Source organism: Limosilactobacillus vaginalis (assembly GCF_025311515.1).
In the GTDB taxonomy this organism is placed as follows: Bacteria; Bacillota; Bacilli; order Lactobacillales; family Lactobacillaceae; genus Limosilactobacillus; species Limosilactobacillus vaginalis.
Genome location: NZ_CP104399.1, coordinates 1,570,322 through 1,594,067, shown reverse-complemented (window position 1 = coordinate 1,594,067; position 23,746 = coordinate 1,570,322). Strand labels below are relative to the sequence as shown.

General features: G+C 41.9%; 13 protein-coding genes and 1 pseudogene. 12 read left to right on the top strand and 2 right to left on the bottom strand.

The features are described 5' to 3' along the window. Positions 1-104 precede the first annotated feature (104 nt). Positions 105-10,652 carry an MBG domain-containing protein gene (locus tag N4627_RS07965; RefSeq protein WP_260964592.1) on the top strand — a complete coding sequence of 3,516 codons (10,548 nt, stop codon included), beginning with the start codon at positions 105-107 and terminating at the stop codon, positions 10,650-10,652. Between the two features lie 204 nt (positions 10,653-10,856). Here the strand turns inward: N4627_RS07965 and N4627_RS07960 are convergent, their stop codons facing one another. Continuing rightward, the gene (locus N4627_RS07960; protein WP_260964590.1) at positions 10,857-11,357 is read right to left on the bottom strand and encodes a transposase; all 501 of its coding nucleotides are present in this window, start codon (positions 11,355-11,357) and stop codon (positions 10,857-10,859) included. Between the two features lie 110 nt (positions 11,358-11,467). Further along, positions 11,468-12,394 (bottom strand): annotated as a pseudogene (locus N4627_RS07955) (magnesium transporter CorA family protein). 243 nt (positions 12,395-12,637) lie between these two features. On the opposite strand from N4627_RS07955, the gene N4627_RS07950 reads away from it, so the two are divergent. The 11 genes from N4627_RS07950 (at position 12,638) to N4627_RS07900 (ending at position 23,746) form a co-directional block, all read left to right on the top strand. Next, a complete protein-coding gene (locus N4627_RS07950; protein WP_003716564.1) occupies positions 12,638-13,090 on the top strand; it encodes a MarR family winged helix-turn-helix transcriptional regulator in 453 nt (150 codons plus the stop codon). Positions 13,091-13,108: 18 nt separating this feature from the next. Then, positions 13,109-13,828: a B3/B4 domain-containing protein gene (locus N4627_RS07945; protein WP_003716565.1), complete on the top strand. Its 720-nt coding sequence runs from the start codon at positions 13,109-13,111 to the stop codon at positions 13,826-13,828. A 91-nt stretch (positions 13,829-13,919) separates the two neighbouring features. Further along, positions 13,920-15,158 (top strand): serine hydroxymethyltransferase, encoded by a 1,239-nt coding sequence (gene glyA / locus N4627_RS07940; RefSeq protein ID WP_260964587.1) that lies wholly within the window; start codon positions 13,920-13,922, stop codon positions 15,156-15,158. A 118-nt stretch (positions 15,159-15,276) separates the two neighbouring features. Continuing rightward, positions 15,277-16,317, top strand: coding sequence for a zinc-binding dehydrogenase (locus N4627_RS07935; RefSeq protein ID WP_260964586.1), 1,041 nt, complete (start codon positions 15,277-15,279; stop codon positions 16,315-16,317). 106 nt (positions 16,318-16,423) lie between these two features. Continuing rightward, positions 16,424-17,104, top strand: coding sequence for a matrixin family metalloprotease (locus tag N4627_RS07930; RefSeq protein WP_040530732.1), 681 nt, complete (start codon positions 16,424-16,426; stop codon positions 17,102-17,104). Between the two features lie 84 nt (positions 17,105-17,188). Then, entirely contained in the window at positions 17,189-17,560 is a 372-nt protein-coding gene (locus tag N4627_RS07925; RefSeq protein ID WP_003716569.1) for a cupredoxin domain-containing protein, read from the top strand. Then, positions 17,560-19,509 carry a copper-translocating P-type ATPase gene (locus N4627_RS07920; protein ID WP_260964581.1) on the top strand — a complete coding sequence of 650 codons (1,950 nt, stop codon included), beginning with the start codon at positions 17,560-17,562 and terminating at the stop codon, positions 19,507-19,509. Before N4627_RS07925 ends, N4627_RS07920 begins: the two co-directional genes overlap by 1 nt. Before the next feature lie 193 nt (positions 19,510-19,702). After that, on the top strand, positions 19,703-20,260 hold the full coding sequence (gene efp / locus N4627_RS07915) for an elongation factor P (RefSeq protein WP_040530735.1): 558 nt from the start codon (positions 19,703-19,705) through the stop codon (positions 20,258-20,260). Between the two features lie 370 nt (positions 20,261-20,630). Further along, the gene (locus tag N4627_RS07910; RefSeq protein ID WP_260964579.1) at positions 20,631-21,650 is read left to right on the top strand and encodes a hypothetical protein; all 1,020 of its coding nucleotides are present in this window, start codon (positions 20,631-20,633) and stop codon (positions 21,648-21,650) included. 52 nt (positions 21,651-21,702) lie between these two features. Further along, positions 21,703-22,905 (top strand): ATP-binding protein, encoded by a 1,203-nt coding sequence (locus N4627_RS07905; RefSeq protein WP_003716573.1) that lies wholly within the window; start codon positions 21,703-21,705, stop codon positions 22,903-22,905. Continuing rightward, complete coding sequence (locus N4627_RS07900) at positions 22,886-23,746, top strand: DNA adenine methylase (RefSeq protein WP_040530935.1); 861 nt, start codon at positions 22,886-22,888, stop codon at positions 23,744-23,746. The genes N4627_RS07905 and N4627_RS07900 overlap by 20 nt, the downstream gene beginning before the upstream one ends.

Genomic DNA, 23,746 nt, shown 5'->3' with positions numbered 1-23,746 from the left:
TATGGTTCAATTTTGAACTGGCTTAAGTACGATAAATGAAATTGCAGTATAATTAATAATTGGATACTAAATCGTGAATAAATAAAGCGGAGAGGAGAATAATTATGGGGAGAAACAATCAACGGAGAAAAATGATTCCCGAACAACGAAACTTCAAGTTATACAAGCACAAGAAGCAATGGATGACTGCGTGCGCGACCTTCTTGCTGACTTTTGGTGCAACCGCAGTGATGAACGTTAGCGCAAGCGCAAATACCGATAATACTAGCAATGGGGGTAGTACGCCTAATACTGCTGAAGTGGTTAAAGCGGCTTCAGTGAATAGCAGCCAAGAGCAGTCTAATAAAGAGACAGCCGCAAAGAGCGAGCAAGCGCAAACTGCAGCGCCCCAACCAACTCAACCGGTAAACTCCGCTAAAGCCACTAGCCACTCCGCAACAGTTACTACCTCTTCTGCCTCTTCAGCAACTCACCCAACGAGTTCTGCTACTGCTAAGGTCAATATTGCCCAAAAAGTTAATTTTGAGTTTGTGGATGAATATAAAAATGATCAAGTAGTCGGTCAACCTTACTCACAAGAGTTTATTCCAGGTGTTGCCACTAAGCTTAACTTTAATATGGCGATGCCAGATGGTTATGAACTAGGAAACGGTGCGTCAATTCCAAGTCAGTATACTTTGACTGCTTTTAGTCAAACGACGCCGGTTGTTCAAGTGCCAATTCACCAAAAGATGCACTTCTACATTACTTTCCATGATGAAGACTCAAACACTAATCTTGGTACGGTAAAAGTGTCAGGTTCTACTGCAGGCAATGGTGGCTATGATCCATATGTTGTATCGCAATTAAAATTCCCTGATGGTGCAAACGCTACAAACTATCAGTCTATTTCAACTTCTGGAGTGCCAGATAGGGTACAGCTACTTGGAAGTTATGGAGTACCACTTACTGATCCAAAAGCTGATTGGACTACTCCAAATTATAGATGGGAAAATACCTTTTCCGTTCTTAAGGCCTTAACTGGCGCTAATATGACCATTAATCTTAAGCACAAGATTAATACTACTCAAGAGCGACAAACGCGGACTGCAACGGTTAACTATGTCAAAGCCAAAGTTAATGCTGATGGTACCTACACCCAAGATGGTAGTGCTGCACAATCAGCAGTTCTTGATGTGTACTACAGCCGCAATAAGTATCAAGATCAGGTTACTAAAGTAAATACGTATTCTCCATGGCTTTGGGATACTAAACAGGGTCAAAATGGTTATCATGTAGTATCTGGTAATTGGACAAGCTTACCAACAAGTTGGGGAGCAGTTGTGGCTGATGTGCCAACTGTAGATGGTTATACCGCTGCTGTAATTACTGATAAATCTGGTAAACCAGCAAACCAATTTGTTTACCCAACTTGGAATAAGGCAGGGACATCCGACGAAGGTAAGGAATCCTTAGCATATACTGAGAACGCCTCGGTTTATGAAGCCCGTCCAGTTCACACTGTTTTGTATATTCCAGTTCAAACCCAAGCGAGATTGGTGACCGCTAAATTTATCATCTCGGGTGGTAATAAAGATGGTCAGGATTTTGCCCCAGCTTCTCAAGTACAAATATTTTACAATCGAACTGGTAGCTTAAACGTTAACAATAATACCATTACTTATGGTAATTGGCAATGGGATAATACCGCTGGCAATTCAACTACTCCTGGATTTAAAGTGCTTTCTGGATCATGGAGCCTTCCTACAAAATCGACTCAAAGCTGGAGTGTAAATGCTCCTAGCGCTGGTTCAGAATATGTAATGGCTAATATTAATTCTGCAGGTTCCTATAGTACCTTTACTTTTGGTGCTCCAGTCTATAATTCAAATACTACTTTTACTAATTCAACTGCAAATCAATGGTTTATGCGGAATGAATTAATCACGTACTATGTTCCTAAATCTCTAGTAAATAAGACAGTAACTCGTACAATTGTAATCACTGAACCAGGAGAAGCAACCAGAACTTTTTCTACTAAAACAGTTGTATTGAAGCGTCAAGTAAAAGTTAATAACGATGACACTGGTGTAGTATTCGCTGGCTTTGCAGGTAGTGGGTGGAATACTGGCAACTGGTCTGCACAAAATGTTCCAGCTAATGAAGGCTACACTATGTCGGTTACTCAAACAGTAAATGGTGTTACGACTCCACTTACACTGGTAAATGGTCAAATTCCAGCTGAAACAGTAACCGGTACTACACAAGACACAACTATTAATATCACTTGGGGCGCTGTAGCTACGGCAACCTTAACAGGTAATGGCGAGAGCACTTATAACGGTCAAGCAATTACTAATGGTGAACTTAATAATGGTATTCATGTAACAGTAACCGGACCTACTGCAAGTTCAGGTACCTATACTTTGCAAAATGGGGATGTTGAATTTTCTACTGACGGCACAACTTGGTCAACTAACATGCCAATTAATGCTGGCAAGTATCAAGTTCGTTTAACCACACAAGGTGAAACTGGCATTAAGAACCAGTTCGGCAATAACAGTATTGTTTGGACTAGTGACGGAAAATCAACAATTACTAGCAACGCAGCTTACACAATTAACAAGCTTGATAGTGAGGCCACAATGGCTAATGCCCGAACTGGCAATTATGAGATGACCTACAATGGTGCAGCTCCAAACGCAATTGATCCTGCGAAGTTCCAATTTACAGCTATTGTGAATGGTCAAAGCGTTGTCTTAGATGCAACCGGCTTAACTTCAGCTGACTTTGATTGGGCTGATGGTGTAGCTCCAGTAAACGTTGGTACTTACCAAGTTAAGTTAAACGCGGCTGGTTTAGCAAAACTACAAAAGAACAATCCAAACTTTACTTTAACTAATGCTGGCAATGGTACTTTCACTATTAATCAAGCGAATGCGTCAGCTACTTTATCTGGTAATGGCACGCGTCCATACAATGGCAATGCTGTTAGCGTTGATGATTTAAACGTAAGTAATGATAATAACCACATTACTTTGACCTTGCATTATCCAAAAGATGGCAACGCAGATTACTTAACTACGGTTAAGTTAAACGCGGGCGACTTTACTTGGAATACACCAAATGGTCAAGCTCCGGTCAATGCAGATAGTCAACCTTATACAATTGTTCTGAATTCAGATGCAATTGAAGGAATAATTAAACAAGCTGTTGGTAACGGTCAAAATGATGTAAGTAACGTTAAGTTTGCTAGTGATGCAATCAGTGGTAGTGCGAATTACACAATTACACCATTAAATACTGATGCTACCCTAGCTAACGTTACTGAAGGTAATTACACTAAGGTTTATGACGCTCAAGCTACTAACCAGATTGATCCAGCTAAGTTCCAAGTTACTGTGATGGTTAATGGCAAGAAGGTAACACTGAATACTCAATCATTTACTGGCAACAGCTATGAATGGGTTGATGCTAGTGGTAATGCGTTAACTGAAAACCCAAAGAACGTTGGTACTTACTACGTTAAATTAACTGATGCAGCATTTAAAGCTCTTCAAGCTCAGAATCCAAACTTTACTTTGGCTAACACTGGTTTAGGTGTTTACACCATTACGCCAGCTGAAGCTACTGGAACTTTAAATGGTTCTAATAGTAAGGTTTATGACGGCCAAGCAATTAGCGATGCTCAACTTAACTCAAATGGTGATATTAAGGTAAGTCTTAACTTCCCAGGTGTAAATGGTCAAACTTACACGTTAAAGCAAGGTGACTACACGATTAGTGGCACTGCTACTGATGTTGGTAACTACACTATCACTTTGACCCAAGCAGGGATTACTAATGTTGAAAACTACATCAAGTCACTAGCTGGTAGTGGTCAAAAAGATCAAAGTAATGTCCAATTCGCAAATAACGCAATTAGTGGACAAGCTAGTTTTGAAATTATCCCTTCAGCTAATGTAATTAGTGTAAGTGGTACGCAAACTGAAACTTATAACGGATCGGCAATTAATGTTGTCTACAATGCCGATGGAACTAATAGTGTTACTGTTTCAATTGCTAAAGCTGCTGGCAACGGTACTGGTGCATTAGCAAGCTTAGCTAACATAGCTCTTGATTCAGGCAACTTTATGATTGTCAATGGACCAGCTGTAAATGCTAATACTTACCAAGTTCAATTGACTGCTGACGGCTTAGCTAAGGTTCAACAAGCACTTGGTAATAATTACAGCATTAGTCTTGCAAACAGTACTGGTACTTTAATCATTAATAAATACAAAGCAAGTGCTAAATTTAGTGGCGATCCAGTATACACATATACTGGAGTAGCAGTTAGTCCAAATAATTACTTAAGCCAATACTCAATTAAACTAAATGAACCAAATAATCCAACTTATAAGTTGGTTGCTGGCGACATTGAATTTAATGTTAATGGTACTTGGACAACTGTGGCACCAGTGAATGCTGGTCAATACCAGGTTCGGTTATCGCAACAGGGCTGGAATAATATCAAAGCCATTAATAGCGCTAATGTTGAGTGGTCGGCCACTGCATCTGCAGGAACTGGTACTTACACCATTAACCAAGCTAAAGTGACTACTGACCTTAGTGGTAATAATTCAATGGTCTACAATGGTTCAGTCGTTACTACTACTGACTTGTATGCTAATGGTTCGACAATTAATGTTTCAATTAACGGTACTGGAATTACTAACTTACCAACTACTTTTACTTTAAGTGATGGTGACTATACTTGGGATACAGCTGATGGTAGCGCACCAAAAGATGCTGGTAATTACACTATTAAGTTGACTGAAGCAGGGATTAACCATATCCAAGCTCAAATTGACCAAGCTGTTGGTCAAGGTAACGTTGCTTTAACTACGACTGCTGATAAAGCAGGAACTGCTAGTTTTGAAATTAAACAAGCGGTAGCTTCAAATGTTCAATTATATGGTAACGAGCAATCAACATATAATGGACAAGCTGTTGTCTTCGATCCAACTAATAGTGAAGCGGCTAAAAACTTTGGCTTCCACAATGTTGAAAACTTAACGCTTCCTACCTTGTCTACAAGTGATTTCACTTGGTACAATGCTCAGGGTAACGAGATTCCTGCGCCAACCAATGCAGGAACTTACTACTTAAAGTTGAATGCCGCTGGTGAAAAGGTATTTGCTAATGCAAATCCTAACTATACCTTTGAAGATAATGGCAAGAGTACAATTAGCGGTCAAATTATTTATGTAGTAAATCCTGCAGAACTCGTAATTGGAGTTGCTGGTAGTGCTTCGAAGGTATTTAATGATAAAAATGCAGCAATTACGCAAGATCAGATTAATAAGGGCGATATTAAGCTGGTCTGGGGGAACTCGGATACTGAGCCTGTTGATTTAGGCAAGTTCGATTTAACGCCAGATGATCTTGAAGTAGTAGATGCTCAAGGTAACCCAGCGCTTCACGCTAATGCTGGATATGGAGTTAATGGACAACCTATTAAAGGGACACCTTATATTGTTCGCTTAACTGCTAGTGGTCTTGAAAGAATTAAACAACTAACCGGCGCAAGCAACTACACGATTAGTCAATCAGCTAATAGCGGGGAATACTTCATTTACGAACATAAGGCTGAATTGACCTTAACTGGTAACCAGACAACCGTTTATGGAACAGCAATGCCGTTTGATCCAAGTGCATATAAGTTAGACTTTACTAATTGGTTGAATACTGATAAACCAATTCCACATCTAACTTGGAAAGACGGTAAGCTTTTGAATAATGACAATGATACGGGACTTACGTGGACTGCTGGTGACTTATATGTTGAAGGCTATCCAAATGGTGGTGTTCCAACAAATGTCGGGACTTATCGTGTCAAGATCTCTAAGCAATTAACTGATAAACTGCGTCAGTTGTTCACAGACTATGACTTCTCAGGCAATGTTGGTAAAACTACTACCACTGATGGCAACGTCATTCTTAGTGAAAAAGATGTGGTGGAGCCTAGCCATACCCCAGCTTCATATATCATTACCCCAGCGCAAACAACAGTCACGATTAATGGTGCTGAACATATTAAATATGGCGAAAATACAACTATTAATTATGGTGGCAACAACGGCTACTCAATTTCAATCACCGCTCCAGTTCATAATGACAACGTAGATAATGACGCTGAACTAATTTACACCAATGTAACTTTAGGTAATGGCGATCTTGAATTTGTTACTCAGCCAGGTAATGTCGGTACTTATCAAGTTAAGTTATCAGCACAAGGTTTAAAGAAATTGCAAGACTTAACTGGTGCAAGTAACTATGATTGGACGCAAGCAGCTAGTGCACGAGCAAACTTCTATGTTGATCAGATGCCGGTAACGATTGCTGTTTCAGGTCAATCCAGTGTTACTTATGGTAGTCCAGAATGGCTTGATGTAATTAGTGAGAATCCATCGGGCTACACTTTGACTATTACTACTGAAAATGGAACAATTTTAAGTTATGATGCAGTTGATGGCGACTTGGTATTTAACCAAACTCCAGGTAATGTCGGTACTTATCAAGTAGAATTATCTACGCAAGGGTTAACTAACATTGAAAAAGCTTTAGGTACTAACTATTCTTATCCACAAGGTGCTACTGATGTGACTACCAAAGGTACACTTACAGTTAACCAGGGTGAAGTTACAGTTACTCTTAATGGTAGTGATGGTAAAGTCTATAACGCTGGTCAAACCGTACCAAATGATCTTGAATTAAGTAAATATAATGTTACTTATTCAGCAACTGTCTACTCGGCAGATGGTACAGCACAAACTCTTGCTCTAACAGCTAATGATTTGCAAATTGTTGGCGATGCAACCAATGTCGGTACTTACCACGTTGAATTGTCACGGACAGGTCAAGAAAAGCTCGAACAACTAACTGGTAATAACGGTGCTAACTACGAGTGGAGGTTTAATACTAATGCTGACTACAAGATCAGTGCGGTAGCTGCTGAGGCAAAACTTAGTGGATCTAATGAAAAGGCTTTTGATGGTTCAGCAGTAACTACAGCTGAAGTAAATAACAATGGTCAGATTTTAGTCCACCTTACTTATCCAGGCTCAACTGCTCAAAGTACTTACACTTTGCAAGACGGTGACTATACTTGGGATACTGAGGATGGTCAAACAATTTCTGCACCGACAAATACTGGTACTTACACTATTAAGTTGAACAAGCAGGCTATCTTAGCTCACTTACAAGCTGCTCTGAACCAGCAAGCTGGTAAAAATAACGTCACAATTTCTGCAGATGACTTAACTGGTCAAGCAAGCTTCACGATTACACCAAAGAGGATTGCTAATGTAACGGTTTTTGGTGATGACCAATCTAAGACTTACAACGGTCAACCAGCGGATCTTGATGTAACTGGCTTAACGATTAAGGCTGACGGTACAGTTACCAATACGCCATTGGTAAATCCAGGCATCAGTGCTAGTGACTTTACTTGGTACGATGCAGCTGGTAAGAAGCTTGAAAGTGCACCGGTTGATGTAGGAAATTACCAAGCACGCTTGAATGCAAGTACACTTACTAAATTGCAACAAGCAAATCCAAACTATCAATTTAGTTCAGTTGACGGTGTAATTAACTACACCATTAATCCAGCTGTTGCCATTGCAACAATTGGTGGTTCAACTAGCCGTGACTACAATGGTCAAACTACTTCAATTGCTGATGTAGTAAATGATGTGACTTGGAATGCAACTGGTTTAGTATCAGGTCAAAACATTAATACAACTGGTATTAATGCCAATAGCTATGCTTGGTACACCAAGGATAACGATGGCAATTACGTTGCAATGACTGGTAACCCGGTTAACGCAGGTACTTATTACTTGAGATTGACCGATGTCGCAATTGCTCATGTTAAGGCTGATAATCCAAACTACCACTTTACTATGGTTGATGGCACATTTACTTACACGATTAAGGCAGTTGCTGGTCAGGCAACGCTTAGTGGTTCAGCTTCTAAGACTTACGATGGTCATGCGGTAACGACTGCTGAAGTTGACAGTACAGACGGTAACGTTATTGTTCACCTCAACTTCCCAGGCTCAACTGCTCAAAGTACTTACACTTTGCAGGATGGTGACTACACTTGGGAGACTGAGGATGGCAATGCACCAACTAATGCTGGTACTTACACTATTGAGTTGAGTGAACAAGGCTTAGCTAACTTACAGCGGGCAATTAATCAACACGCTAGTCAAGGGAATGTTACCTTGGATGCACAAGACTTGTTAGGATCTGCTACTTACACGATTAAGCAAAAGGATCTTAATGTTATCCTTGGTGATAATAGTAAGGGTGCAGATGGCAAGACTTACGATGGTCAACCGGCAACAATTAACACCCAAGATACCAACTTTGGTGTATTTACTTCGACTGGTTTGGTAAACGGTGAGACACTGAATACTGTTCACTTAACTGCTGGTGACTACGAGTGGGTCGACGCCAACGGCAAGCCTATTTCAGCCCCAACAGATGCCGGTACTTACTACATCGCCTTAACTGCTGATGGGTTGAAGAAACTCCAAGCTGATAATCCAAACTACAATGTTTCTGAAAGCGGTCGATTTACTTATGTAATTAGTCCGGCAGAAGCTAACGTAACGATTACTGGTAGCCAAGAAAGTACATCGACCTCAATTGATGGCAAGAAATTTAAGGTTAATGTGCCAACTGGGATTACGGTTCCAGCAGGGATGGCTTACGAATTTGCAAACGGCATTCCAGCTGAATCTGGTGTTTACGTCATTAACTTAACTCCAGAAAGTATCATCGCCCTTGAAAAGGCCAATCCAAATTACCAGCTGAATGTTTCTTCAGACGCTAAGTTTACTTTGGATGCAACCTTGACGATTGAATTCGAAGATACTCAAGAGGGGAATAAGCAAGTTGGTCAAACAAGTACTAAGTCTGGCGTTGCAGGCTCAACTATTGATGATCTTGACTTGAAGGTTCCAGAAAACTATGAGTTGGCACCAGATCAAGAATTGCCAACCAGCTATACTTTTGGCAAACCATTGAGCCAGAGCTTGTACATCAAACTGGTTCATAAGACGGCAACCGTTGACCCAACTGATCCAACGACAAATCCAACTAAGGATAAAAATTGGTTCAAGGAAAATGATTTGGTTAAGGATGTTACTCGGACCATCAATTACGAAGGTTTGAGTCAAGAACAACTAGCTCAAATTCCAGCAGACCAAAAGAAACAAACGGTTGAGTTTACGCGGACTGCTAAGTATGACTTGATAACTGGTAAACTCGTTGCTAATAGCGAAGGTCAGTGGACTGCAGTTGATGGCAAGAATACCTTTGCTGGCTTCACACCGAAGGACTTTGCCGGCTATACTGCAGCTCCTGCCCAAGTTGAGCAAGCAACGGTAACTGGTAATGACAAGGATAGTGAAATTACTATTAGCTACACTGCTAACCTACAAACCGGTAAGATTTCGTACGTTGATAATAGTAATGGTAAAGAAATTGGCCAGACCGCCCTTAGTGGTAAGACTGGCGAAACTGTCAAGGTAGCTCCACAAGCTCCAGCAGGTTGGCAGATCGTTCCGGGTCAAGAAATTCCTAAGACGGTTACTGCAACCGTTGATGGTATTCCAACTGTAACTGTAAAGGTTGAACATAAGACAATTACTGTTACGCCTGATACACCAACATCAGGAATTCCAACCGGCCCAGTGCCAGGTGACCCAAGTAAGAACTACGAGAAGATGGAGAACTTAACGGCTAGCCCAACTCGGACGATTGTGGTCACTGACCCGAGCGGTAAGACGACAACAATTAAGCAAGTTGTTCACTTCACTAGAACAGCAATGTTCGATGAAGTAACGGGTGCAATTACCTACAGTGACTGGACAAGTTCAGATCCAACAGAGTGGTCAGACTACACTGCACCAGAGATCCCTGGATATACTGCCAATAAAGTAGTGAAGGCTCAATCAGTGACGGTTGATACTCAAGATGAAACGGTAGAAATTTCTTACACTATAAACCCAACGCCAACGACTGCTACCCAAACAGTTCAGTTCGTTGATCAAGCGGGTAAGGTAGTAGGAACCGCTAGTTATAACGGTGAACTTGGTCAAGTTCTTCCAGTAACTCTTAGCGTGCCAAAGGGTTACAAGCTAGCGGATGGTCAGGAATTACCAATGCAGATCACGGTTAATAATGGAATAACTGTTATTAGAGTGGTAGCTGACGGAACTGACCAACCAACCACACCAGATCAGCCAACAACACCTGAACAGCCGACAACACCAGATCAACCGACTACTCCGGCTCAGCCAACAACACCTGAACAGCCAACGACTCCAGGTCAACCGACTGCTCCGGTTCAACCGGTAACGCCAGGCCAATCTGGAAACAATACCAAGCCAAACGGCAATGTACCTGGAAATGGCACTACTGGTTACATTACCAACGGCAACGCAATTTCTTCCCAAATTGCTCATTACACTAATGAGAATGGCAATAAGGAAAAGCAATTACCACAAACTGGTAACGCTGATCATGAGAAGGCTTCAATGCTTGGATTCCTCTTTGCAGGTCTTGTAAGCATCTTTGGCTTTACTGGACGGCGAAAGAAAGATGAGCAGGAACGGTAGTTAATTTCTAGTTACTTATTTCTACGCTTAGTCAAGCGAGATTACCGACATTATTTACTTTTATGTTGGTAGTCTCGCTTTTCTTTTGGTTTAAATTAGGTAATTAAGGTCGAAAAGCAGGTTTAAAGCCCACGACAAAAAAGCCCATTGCTTACATCTGTTTAAACAGTGGACTGAACTTAAGACAATGAACTAATTCTGGACTTACCCTTTAGTAGCTAAGGTGTAATCATAGAATTGGTTATTTATGACGAGATGATAAATAGTGCGAATTAACCGGTGAATAGCAGCGATCGCAATCTTCTTCGTTCCTTGTTGACCGTTCTCTAATTTCCGGCGTTGGTAATAGTCATTGATGTGGTTTGGGTGATAATGAGCAGCTGAGGCGATGTTTTGAATTGCCTTGAAGAGAATCTTCCTGGCTACCGTATTTCCACGCTTACTAATATGATTATTAGCGACATAATCACCAGACTCATAGTGTCGTAAATCGATCCCAATAAAGGCGTTCAAGGCATTACTGTTGCGGAAACGTCGAATATCACCAAGCTCACCAATCAAGGACACCACGGTTCGGACGCCTAATCCTGGGATACTAAGCAGTTCGTTATATTCAGGCAGTTCCTTAGCGAGTGCAGTCATTTGCTCGATGATACTAGCCTTAAGCTTGGTTTCTTCCCGAATTTGGTTTACGAGGTGCTTCACCTGAAGATAAACCGGTGAATCATCGTCGACTGCCGAATATGAAAGGCGAGCTGCCGAATAAAGGCTGTGGGCAATTTGTTCTGCGCGGGCACGCGAGATCTTCTTTTTATTTAGCGATAACTTTTTCTTTTTAGGTAAATTGAAATGAGGAGTGCTAAGCTTACGGAAATAATAACGGTAAGCCAGAAGCCAAACTGAGTATCTTTCCATGGAAGACCACCCACGTTCATCCCCATGAATCCAGAAACCAGTGCTGCCGTTGCGATCACCAGTCCAGCTGAGTCAAGGAACTTCATTAAGTTATTTAAACTGGAATTCATCATTTCAGTAAATAAACCACTGATCGAATCAAGGAGATCTCAAAATATATGGATCGTTTTTGTGAGCCGTCGTTGCTGAATATCTAATTTAAAGCAAAGCTCCTTTTGACGAACGGCTTTGAACTGCGGATCCTTAATAAATGCGGCAACTGTTTCTGACTGGTCGTTCATGGTGTGTTCAAAGAAAACTAACTTTCTGGTTAAGTTGGTTAATGCCCTTAATTCATCATTGTTGAATGATTCTTGGGCAGCAGCATCAAGTTGATCGATTTTCGGCTTATATTCCAAGAGGGCATTCATCAAATTTTGCTGACATTTAAGGGTGTAGCCAGCAATGAAATCAATAATTTGTGAATCCTTTTCAGCGAGTTGCCGTTGACAGGTTTCACTATTGTCAGTGCAAATGATTAAAACGTCCTGATTAAAAATGATAATGGCAGGAGTTAGCTGATTTTCGATTTTTTCTTGTTTGGGGATAAAGTCATAGATTACCAGGATGTGCCCTTCCGGAAGAGTATCGCTAATAATTGGGTGATAGTGCGAAACTTCTTCAGGGGACGAACAGTAATCAAACGTCAAGTGCTCAAGATCGAAAGTCTGACATACTTGATGTAACTCATTTTTACTAGCCTGTGTAAGCAAAATTAAATTACAGTTTTTAAGGTCCGCGGTACATTTCTCTGGGCCGTGGCTAGAAAGCCGGTATTTTGTTAGCATAATTCACCTCACAATAATTAATAAGAACTTTATAGGTTGATTCTAGCATAGCCGGGAGTTTAATAAGCTTTAGTCATTATAAAGTTAAAGGACTTCTTACCAGTTTATGAATCTCTTTAATTTTTGTTCAGGAATGAAGATGCTACCGAAAGAGGGCTAGTTTAATTTTAACGGATAATTATTTATTTTTGTTGCATTTGCAACAAAAATAAATATAATAGAACAAGTAAGGAGATATTTATCATGATTGACATTTTGCGTGAGGTGGGAATGATTGAGCGCGCGCTTGATTCAATTTCCAACATTGAATTTAAGGACATTAACTTATCTAACCTGCAATTTCTCTATGTGGTGCGGATATATGAACACCCGGGGATCATTGCCGAGCAGCTTGCCAATCTGATAAAGGTCGATCGGACAACTCTTGCCCGTGCCGTGCGTCGTTTGGAAAAGCAGGGTTATGTTTATCGGGAAAGCGATCCGGACAATAAAAAGATTAAGCACCTTTACGTTACGGAAAAGGGGAAGCAGATTTATCCTTTTATTATCCGGGAGAATTCGCATTCGAATGAAGTCGCTTTGCAGGGCTTTACTCCAGAAGAAGCCCAACAGGTTCATGATTATTTGAAGCGGATTCGTCAAAACATTGACGCTGATTGGAAGTTCGTTAAGCGTGGCGGAAAACGAAAATATTAATTAAAGGAGCGATTTGAAATGGATCAAGTAACAGTTGACCAAGGCTTTTGGGATCTTTTCCCAGACGCTCAAGTAAATATTTTGTACGCAGACGGAATTAATAATCACGATAACGATGAGAATGTAACAGAACGACGGCAGTTACTCCATAATGCTACTAAGGAAGCCCAAAAGTTTTTGACGAACGAAACTTTCCGTTTGAATCCAGTGATTGACCAGTGGCGGAAGGCTTACCAACAATTCAAGAAAAAGAAGGGTGCGCGTGCATCAGTCGAAGCACTATTGAAGCGAGCAAATCAGGGACGAACTTTTGAGCCAATTAACCCGCTAGTTGATGTTTACAACAGTGTTTCAATGACATATGGCGTTCCTGTAGGTATTGAAGACCGGGATAAGATTGCTGGTGATATGCACCTTGGGATTGCAAAAGGCGGCGAAGCGTTCGATTCAGTTGGTGATGGTAAGAACGAGCCAGCCCTTGAAGGTGAAGTTCTCTGGTACGATAACGATGGTGCAGTTTGCCGTTGCCTGAATTGGCGTGACGGTGAACGGACAATGCTGACAGAGGACTCTCAAAACGTGGTTGCCGTAATTGAATCAGTTAACGCTGAACAAATCAAACGCGCTAATGAAGCAATGGAAGAATTATCAAAGTTGATTCAACACTACTTTAATGTTGAGCCAAGCCAGGTCTTCCACCTTACTAAGGATAACCCGACAGCAGTGGTACCAAAGTAATTAATTTCAGTTAAGACTAGGAATGTTCCTGGTCTTTTTTGATATAATCATCTTAGTAATATCGCGCTGGATCTACTAAGGAGTGATCTTAATGGATTATGCAGGGAAATCACCAGAATTATGGGCGGCAATTAAGAAGGAAGAACACCGTCAGCAAGAAACGATCGAATTAATTGCTTCCGAAAACATTGTTTCTAAGGAAGTGCGGGAAGCTCAGGGATCCGTATTAACTAATAAGTATGCGGAAGGGTACCCAGGCAAACGTTATTACGGTGGTTGCCAATACATTGACCAGGTTGAGCAATTGGCAATTGACTACGCAGAGAAGCTTTTTGGTGCTGAATACGCGAATGTGCAGCCCCACTCCGGTTCGCAAGCAAACATGGCGGTTTACCAGGCACTCCTTAAGCCAGGGGATAAGATCCTGGGAATGGGGATGGATGCTGGTGGTCATTTGACCCACGGAGCAAAGGTAAATTTCTCAGGAAAAGTTTATGAATCATACAGCTACGGCTTAAATCCGGCAACGGAAGAACTGGACTTTGATCAAATTGAACAATTGGTGTTAGAGATTAATCCGCGATTGATTGTAGCTGGGGCTTCTGCTTACAGTAAAATTATTGATTGGCAAAAATTCCGTAAAATTGCGGATGAAGTTGGCGCATACTTAATGGTTGATATGGCACACATTGCTGGCTTGGTAGCTACGGGAGCCCATCCTAACCCGGTACCGGTTGCGGATGTGGTTACCACGACAACCCATAAGACTCTTCGTGGCCCTCGTGGCGGGATGATCCTTTCTAAGTCGCCAGAAATTGGTAAGAAGATTAATTCGGCACTTTTCCCTGGAACTCAGGGTGGCCCGCTGGAACACGTCATTGCCGGGAAAGCCCAAGCGTTTTATGAGGATCTTCAGCCGCAATTTACTGACTACATTAACCAGGTTGTCAAAAATGCTGCAGCAATGGCAGACGAATTTAATAAGTCGGCCACTATTCGGGTTGTTTCTGGGGGTACCGAAAACCACCTCTTGGTAATTGATATTACTAAGACCGGCATTACCGGTAAGGACGCTCAAGACTTATTGGATGAGGTCCACATTACAACGAATAAGGAATCAATCCCTAATGATCAGCGCAGTCCGTTTGTGACGAGCGGGTTGCGGATTGGGACACCAGCGGTAACTAGCCGGGGCTTTAAGGAAGCTGATGTTCGTCAGGTAGCTGATTTGATTATTCAGTTGCTGGAACACGCTGATGATAAAGCAGTCAAGGAAGAAGTTGCCCAGCAGGTCCATGAGCTAACTAGTAAGTACCCAATCGAGGAATAATTAGGGCAAAATTATTCCGCAAACGAATGGTTAGCTATAGGAAGAAAGCGTTTTTCATTTACGTCGCTTTTTCCTTATAATAAAGGAGAATGTTATTGAAATGAAAGGAGTCCTCAAAATGAAGAAGGCATTTTTTGCTAAAGCAGGACAAATGGAATTAAAGGACGTCGAAAAGCCAGTAGTTCAAGCAGCGGACGATGTGATTTTGAAGATCGTTCGGACTTGCGTTTGTGGATCAGACCTCTGGAACTTCCGGGGAATCAACCCACTTAAGGGTGGCGAAGAAAACTCTGGTCACGAAGCATTAGGAATTGTTGAAGAAGTCGGGGATGACATTACCACGGTTAAGCCTGGTGACTTTGTAATTGCCCCATTTACCCATGGTTGTGGTCAGTGTGCTGCTTGTCGTGCGGGATTTGACGGTTCATGCGAAGATCACGCTGATAACTTTAGTAATGGTGTTCAAGGAGAATACTACCGCTTCCAACATGGTCAATGGTCTCTTGTTAAGGTTCCTGGTCAACCAAGCTATTATAGTGAAGGGATGTTGAAGTCACTTTTGACCCTTGCTGATGTCATGGCTACTGGTTACCATGCCGCACGGGTTGCTAACGTTAAGGATGGCGATACCGTTGTAGTTATGGGTGACGGTGCTGTTGGTCTTTGTGCAATTATCGCTGCTAAAATGCGTGGCGCTAAGAAGATCATTTCTACCAGTCAGCACGCAGATCGGGAAGCCTTAGCGAAGGAGTTTGGGGCCACCGATAACGTTGCCGAACGTGGTGACGAAGCCGTGAAGAAGATTATGGAATTGACTCATGGTGACGGTGCAGACGCTGTTCTTGAATGTGTTGGGACTGAACAATCAACTGACACAGCAATGAAGGTTGGCCGTCCAGGCGCCATTGTTGGTCGGGTTGGTTTGCCACATACGCCAAAGCAAGATATGACTACCCCATTCTATAAGAACACAATTGTTGCTGGTGGTCCGGCTTCAGTTACGACTTACGACAAGGCTATTCTTCTTAAGGCCGTTCTTGATGGTGAAATTAACCCTGGTAAGGTCTTCACTAAGACATTCACCCTTGACCAAATTCAGGATGCATATAAGGCAATGGATGACCGTCAAGTTATTAAGTCTTACGTTGTAATTGACTAAGCAAATTAAATAATTCAACCGTCCTTTGATTCGTCAGTTCATTATTTTTGACGAATCGAAGGGCGGTTTTTTAAAGTTAGGGACGAGTGAGAAAGGAGGGGTGAAGATGCGTCGTTATTTCTTATTGTTATTGACGTTAATAACGGTTGGCTTAATTACTCAGTCGGCTAGTGCTGATGATAATAATTCATCACTGCCAACAAACTATTTCAACCAGGATGCTGAAGACGCCAGTTCAAACGATTTTAGTTTTAATGATTCTGATCAAACACCAAATAACCAGAAATTAGCAATCCCCCAGAATACACCAACACCCCTTGAAGGAATCAGGTGGCGGAAACGGACGATCCTGATCTACATGCGGACGACTGATCCCCAACTAAAGGCTGCTTTCCGCAGTGCAGTCAAAAAGTGGAACCAGGTTAAAGTGATCAAGATTAAGTGGACGAAAAACGAGGATAAAGCAAACATCATTGCCACGGATAGTGATCTTTCGGCTCATACCAGCAATAACGGGGTCGGCTATCAGACAGCCCAGCTGGGAGAAACCAAGACGGAGTACAATCCTGATACCCATGAATTACAAAAGGCGACCTCGATCCTTGATCCTTACCAGCTAGACTATACTAACCCAAACTTTCGGAGTGAGGTTGCCCAACATGAACTAGGACACGCCTTAGGGTTAGCCCACGCTCCGGAATATGAGCATAGTGTTATGGTACCGCGGAATATTCGTAACGGAATTACCAAACAGGATCGGAAAAGCATTCGTCTCCTTTACCAATAAATTTTATTGTTGACAAATGTAAACAATGATTTACAATAGAATTATAAATTACATTTGTAAACGATAAAAACGGAGGAATTTATTATGGCACAAATCATTGTTCTAATTGTAGCGGTTGCGTTGATTGCGGGAATTGTTTGGTGGTTCTTTGGTAAGCATGAACAATCAAGCGAACAAGCAGCGGTTGCTAATGATCAGCAAACTGCAACGGTTGTTGTTCAGGGGGGTTATTCGCCAGAAGAAGTCGTTTTGAAAAAGGGGATTCCGGCAACGGTAAACTTCAATATGAAGGATTCTACTGCTTGTCTCTCCCACGTTGTCTTTGATAAGTTGGGAGTTAATAAGGATCTTACCAAGCAACCGGTAACCTCAATTAAGATTCCGACCGATAAAGCTGGTGAATACAACTTTGCCTGCGGGATGGATATGTTTCACGGGAAGGTGGTTGTTAAGTGATGCTCCGCAAGTTAACTAGTACGCAACGCTTTTGGATTGCATTTATTTTAGCTATCCCAATGCTAATCCAAATGTTGGCAATGCCATTTCATTGGATGATGCCAGGTTATAATTGGGTTGCGTTAATTACTACCACAATCATCATGCTTGTAGCAGCTCTCCCTTACTGGACCAGCGCCTGGGCAGCATTTAAAAAGCACAGTGCTAACATGAACACTTTAGTTGCCTTGGGAACTGCGATTGCATACTTTTACAGTATTTTTGCAATGGTAACGGGACGGGCAGTCTACTTTGAAAGTGCAGCCTTTATTACCGTCTTTGTTCTTCTCGGCGATACAATGGAAGAACGGATGCACGATAATGCTTCAAATGCCTTGAAGAAACTGCTTGATTTACAAGTGAAGGACGCTACCGTCTTACGTAACGGTGAATTTGTTCAGGTACCGCTGGATCAGGTTCAAGTAGGCGAGACGATTAAGGTTAAGCCTGGAGAAAAAATTCCGGTAGATGGGAAGGTTCTTAGCGGGACGACTACGGTTGACGAGTCAATGATTACTGGGGAAAGCATGCCAGTAAAGAAGCAGCCTGGGGATGAGGTTGTTGGCTCGACAGTCAATGGTGATGGTACGATCACTTTTGAAGCAACGAAGGTCGGCTCAGACACGATGCTCGCTCAGATTGTCGAAATGGTTAAGAAGGCTCAAACTAGTCATGCACCAATTCAGCATCTGACTGATCGTGTTTCACAGATTTTTGTTCCGGTAGTTTTGATTATTGCAATTTTAACTTTCACTTTTTGGTACGTTTTCTTCGGTGCTACTGCGGTTCAGGCAATGCTTTTTGCCGTTTCAGTAATTGTCATCGCTTGTCCGTGTGCTCTTGGGTTAGCTACACCAACAGCATTGATGGTCGGTACCGGTCGAGCTGCTAAGATGGGAGTACTGATTAAGGATGGCGAAGCACTTGAAGAAATTGAAGATGTTAAGACAATCATCTTTGATAAGACGGGAACAATTACTGCCGGAAAGCCACAAGTAACAGATGTTATTGGTGATTCTCATGAGGTGCTTAGTTTAGCGGCTAGCCTAGAAGCATCTTCTGAGCACCCGTTAGCCTCCGCAATTATGAAGAAGGCAGAAGAAGACCAAATTCAATTTACGGAAGCAGCATACTTTAATGCAGTAGAGGGAAAAGGAGTCCGTGCTAAAGTTGATGGCAAGATTGCATTTATCGGTAATGAAAAATTAGCCGAAGACGCGCAGGTTAGTTTTAAACTGAAAGAACAGCTTATGAAGTTGCAAAAAGAAGCAAAAACGGTTGTCTTGGTTGGTGTTGATAATAAGGTAATTGGTCTGGTCGCAATTCAGGATGTCCCTAAGCCAAGTTCTGCACCAGCCATTGCTGAATTAAAGAAGCAGGGCTTGAAGACGGTAATGTTGACTGGAGATAACCAACAAGTCGCTGAAGCAATTGCTAAGGAAGTTGGAATTGACCAGGTAATTGCTGGCGTTTTGCCAAACCAAAAGGCGGATTACGTTGCTAAGCTACAGGAGAAGAATAAAGTTGCTTTTGTTGGTGACGGGATCAATGATGCTCCTGCGTTAACTACGGCTGATGTCGGAATTGCAATGGGTTCCGGGACTGATATTGCTATTGAGTCTGGAAGCATTGTCCTCGTTCAAAATAGCTTAATGGGTGTTGTCCAAGCAATCGAAATGTCAAAGAAGACCTTTAACAGAATCAAGCTGAACCTATTCTGGGCTTTGATTTATAACTTAATTGGGATCCCGATTGCCGCCGGAATTTTTGTTGGCCTGGGCTTACAATTAAGTCCAGAAATTGCGGCACTTGCGATGGCCTTTAGTTCGGTTTCAGTCGTAACATCATCATTATTGCTGAATTATGTCAAAATTCCGGATGAACGAGTAGCTAGTCACTTGGCAAACTAATATTTCTAACTCCTAGAATGAGATCACTTTTATTCTAGGGGTTAGATTGCGCTTTGAGGTGTGATACAATAGGAACCGAATGCTTTTATGAGCAAAATTACGAACGAAGCCATGAGGACGGGATTAATGTAATCCTGGATCATACTCTCATTGCGAGAGCGTAGTTCAAAAATACGTGAAGGAGTTTTTAGTTATGATTCAAACAATCGATCTGAAAAAAGGAATGGTTTTTGAACGCGGTGGCAAGTTGCTCCGGGTTCTTCAAATCAACCACCACAAGCCAGGTAAGGGTAACACTTTGATGCAAATGGACATCCAAGACGTTCGGACTGGTTCCATTGTTCACACTACTATGCGTCCATCCGAAAAGGTTGAACAAGTTAACGTTGACAAGCGTCAAGCACAATACCTTTATGATCAAGGCGATGCTTCAGTATTCATGGACATGGAAAACTACGACCAATACGAAGTTTCCGCTAGTCAACTTGGCGATGACAAGAAGTACTTGGTTGAAAACATGAAGGTTACTGTTAACTTTGTTGATGGTGAAATCGTTGGGATCGAATTACCAACCACAGTTGAACTTGAAGTTGCTGATACCCAACCAATGATCAAGGGTGCCACTATTGATGGTGGTGGCAAGCCAGCTACTATGACTACTGGTTTAGTTGTTAACGTTCCTGCATTCATCAAGAACGGTGACAAGCTGATCATCAACACTACTGATGGATCTTACAAGTCACGTGCCTAAATTAGAGTGCGAGCCCGTTAAAACTTTCCGGTGGCTAACGATTTCTCCGCTGAACGGCGTCTTGCCGTCGGAGGCGGAGGTCGTTAGCTCAAGGAAGGTTAGGGCGAGCCGATCTCGACTGTGTTGCCTAGAACGTTATCTCTAGCAAGTTCCTGGCGAGCACATTTTGACTGTGTAGCCTAGAACGTTACGGTGATCCGCAGTAGCTGAGTGGGTTCACAGACGAAATTGATAAATTCAAAAAAGACTAAGCTGAATTTTCAACTTAGTCTTTTTTTGACTAGCGAGTATATTTGAACAAGAATTTGACTTCGAACAATTGTTCTAGTATATTTAGATAGCAATTTGTTTTAGTGGGGTAGTGACGATTTTGAAAAAGATAATTACGATGACGGCTGAACAACGCGCCAGCATTTTACAGCAATTAAATGAACGACAAATCGAAGCCTTAAGTGAATTTACCCGCTTCACGATGCTTTCACAATTTCATACTCGTCACTATTTACAGAATACTGATTGGCAGTTTGTGGGGATGGTTGTTGATCCCTGGTATCAGCGAGTACATGGTCACCATGGTGAGAATTTATACTGCGATTGTGGACGCCGGTTAAAGAATCAGTTTATTCTTCGCTCACGTTCGACAGGTAAACTGCTATATTTAGGAATTACTCACTTTCAACAGCATGCAAGTATCCCGATGGCAGTTGCTAAGGAAATTCAGCAGGGGATCAATGAGGTTCACCTGTACATGGATAGCATTCTGTTGAAGTACCAATCTGGCCAGCGTTTTCCCGAAAAATTATTTGACTATGCTTGCCAACATAACGGGTTTAAGAACCGAGAAAGTACAATTTTATTTCAACGCTGTCAGCTCTTTAGTCAGGTTAATTTACCACTATACGATACTGACGAGCATGATCTCCGTACCCTAGTTGAACAATTGAAGACAGGGAACCGGCCACGATTAACTAAAGAGCAGATCAAACAGTTATTAGCATCAATCGCCGACGACTGGCGACAGATAGAGCAACAGATTACGTTACTCACGTACCAGCTAAGTGAACAGGGTTTGGGACAACAGGAACTTCACCGGGTAAAAAGCAACGCAACAAATTATTCTCTTCAAAGAAGGAAGAGTCGGTTCCTGGTCCAAAACTGGAAAGCAATTAATGAACTAACCCTAACTAAGGCCCGGGCCCAGCTAGCGATTAAATTACGTGAGCTTGCATTCTATGTTTTAATAACTGAATCACTGGCAGAACAGTTAAAAATTAACCGAGCGCAAGCCCTGCAGATCCTCAATACACACCGTTATCCAGTGAAAACATCTCGTTCATTTGGTGTTAGGGAAGCTAAACAGTTAGTGGCGACTATCGCAAGTGAACGGTAAAGAGTAAAATAGGGAGAGAATAGGCGTGGATTAAATTGGAGGGCTGCATCATATGACTCAAACAACATTTGCAACAACGATCGCTGGGAAGCCGGTTAAAGACATTCATTCTTTAGTTGCTCACCACTTACTTGTCGTGGGACAAACGGGCAGTGGCAAAACAACGAGTACTTTATCACTGCTTGATCAATTGCAGCGCACAAACTACACCACGATTATTTTCGACCCAACTGGTGAGTATTCAAAACTACCTAACTCAGTAACCTATAAATTAGGTGAAAATGCTTATCTTGAAGCTGGACAGTTAAGTGCTCATCAACTACGGGAAGCTCTTCAAATTTCAGGATCACCGTTGTTGAATGATAAGCTATCGCAGGCTGTTGATGCATTACGGATCCAACAGAACCTGGTTCGAATCAGGAAACCATATGTTAAAATTGGGGTTCCAATTGCAGATTACCAAAAACAATTAGCAAAGCTCAGCAACTGGTCCCGGTCATTTGCACCCCAGCAGTTAGCCGAACAATTAATTGAGGAGTTCGTAATCCCGTATTCTGATGAACGAGCTAATTATGCATTGCTTGGTCAACAGTACGATCGGCAGACAATTAATCACGAGTGGAATGCAATTGCGACAATTCGTCAACGACTTGCCAGTGATGCCTTTCGGGTACTCTTTGACCCGGAGCCACACCCAGGAATCTTTAAGACGGAGTTGAATTTTGTCATTAAAATGTTTCTGGAACATCGGAGCAGTCACCGAACATTAGTAATTGATCTTTCAAAATTGAAGCAATACGAGGAAAGCCAGCGAGTAGTTATCTCCTTGCTGTTAAAGAATCTTTTGGCTGCTCGCTTGCAAAAGCCTAATAGCTTCCCGGTTAATATTGTTCTTGATGAAGCTCACCGATACTTGCCAAGGGATGAGCACCAACTTGCGGATAACGGGATTTTCCAGGTCCTGCGTGAAGGACGCAAGGTTGGTTTATCAATGACCCTGACTACTCAGTCGCCATTAGACCTGCCAGCTCGCTTACGGTCGCAGTTTGCTAATCTCTTACTTCATCATTTGACAAGCCCAGAGGAACTTTCTAGTTTGGCAATTGCGGATGAAATTGATTTGCATGAAATAAGCCAGTTATCAACTGGAGAAGCTGTTTTATCATTGGCAAATGAACCACAACGAAAAATTAACGTTAACCTGCCAAAATGGTGGGAAAATAATCATGATAGGAATGAAGAGAATGAAAACTGAAGGACGAATGACTGCTGCACCATTTGTAAAGTGGGTTGGTGGGAAGCGCCAATTACTAGCTGAATTAGCGTCCTATTATCCCCAAAAATTTAATCGCTACTTTGAGCCATTTATTGGTGGTGGGGCTAATTTGCTTAATCTTCTTCCCGAAAAAGCGATAATTAATGACTTTAATGAGGAATTAATTAATGCTTGGCAAGTTGTTAAGGACCAGCCTGAGAAGTTAATTAGTTTGGTTAACGATCATGCAGATAATGATAGTAAAGAATATTATTTAAATATTCGCTTAGCCGATCGGGACGGCCGCTTGTCAAAGATGTCTGCTGTTGAACGGGCAGCACGATTTATTTATTTGAATAAGGCTGGGTTTAATGGTTTGTGGCGAGTTAATTCAAAGGGACAGAATAATGTCCCCTATGGCGCTCACAAGAAGGTAAGCATCCCAGTTGACGCGATTCGTAATGATCACCATTACCTAGTTACTCATGATATTGAGATCCTTCAGGGCGATTACCGGGATGCAGTAACAAGCGCTGAACAAGATGATTTTGTCTATTTTGATCCGCCATATATTCCAGTTAACCAAACGGCTGCGTTTACGAGTTATACCAAAGACGGCTTTGGCTTAATTCAGCAGGAAGAATTACGTGACTTAGCATTGCAATTAGCTGATCGCGGTGTCAAAGTAATGTTATCAAATTCTGATGTGCCGCTAATTGAGCAACTCTATGCTAATCGTCAATTTCATATTCACCATGTCCAGGCACGACGAAGCGTTAATTCAAAAGGTAATAGGCGGGGCAAAGTTGGTGAAGTAATTATTACAACTTATGGAGAATAA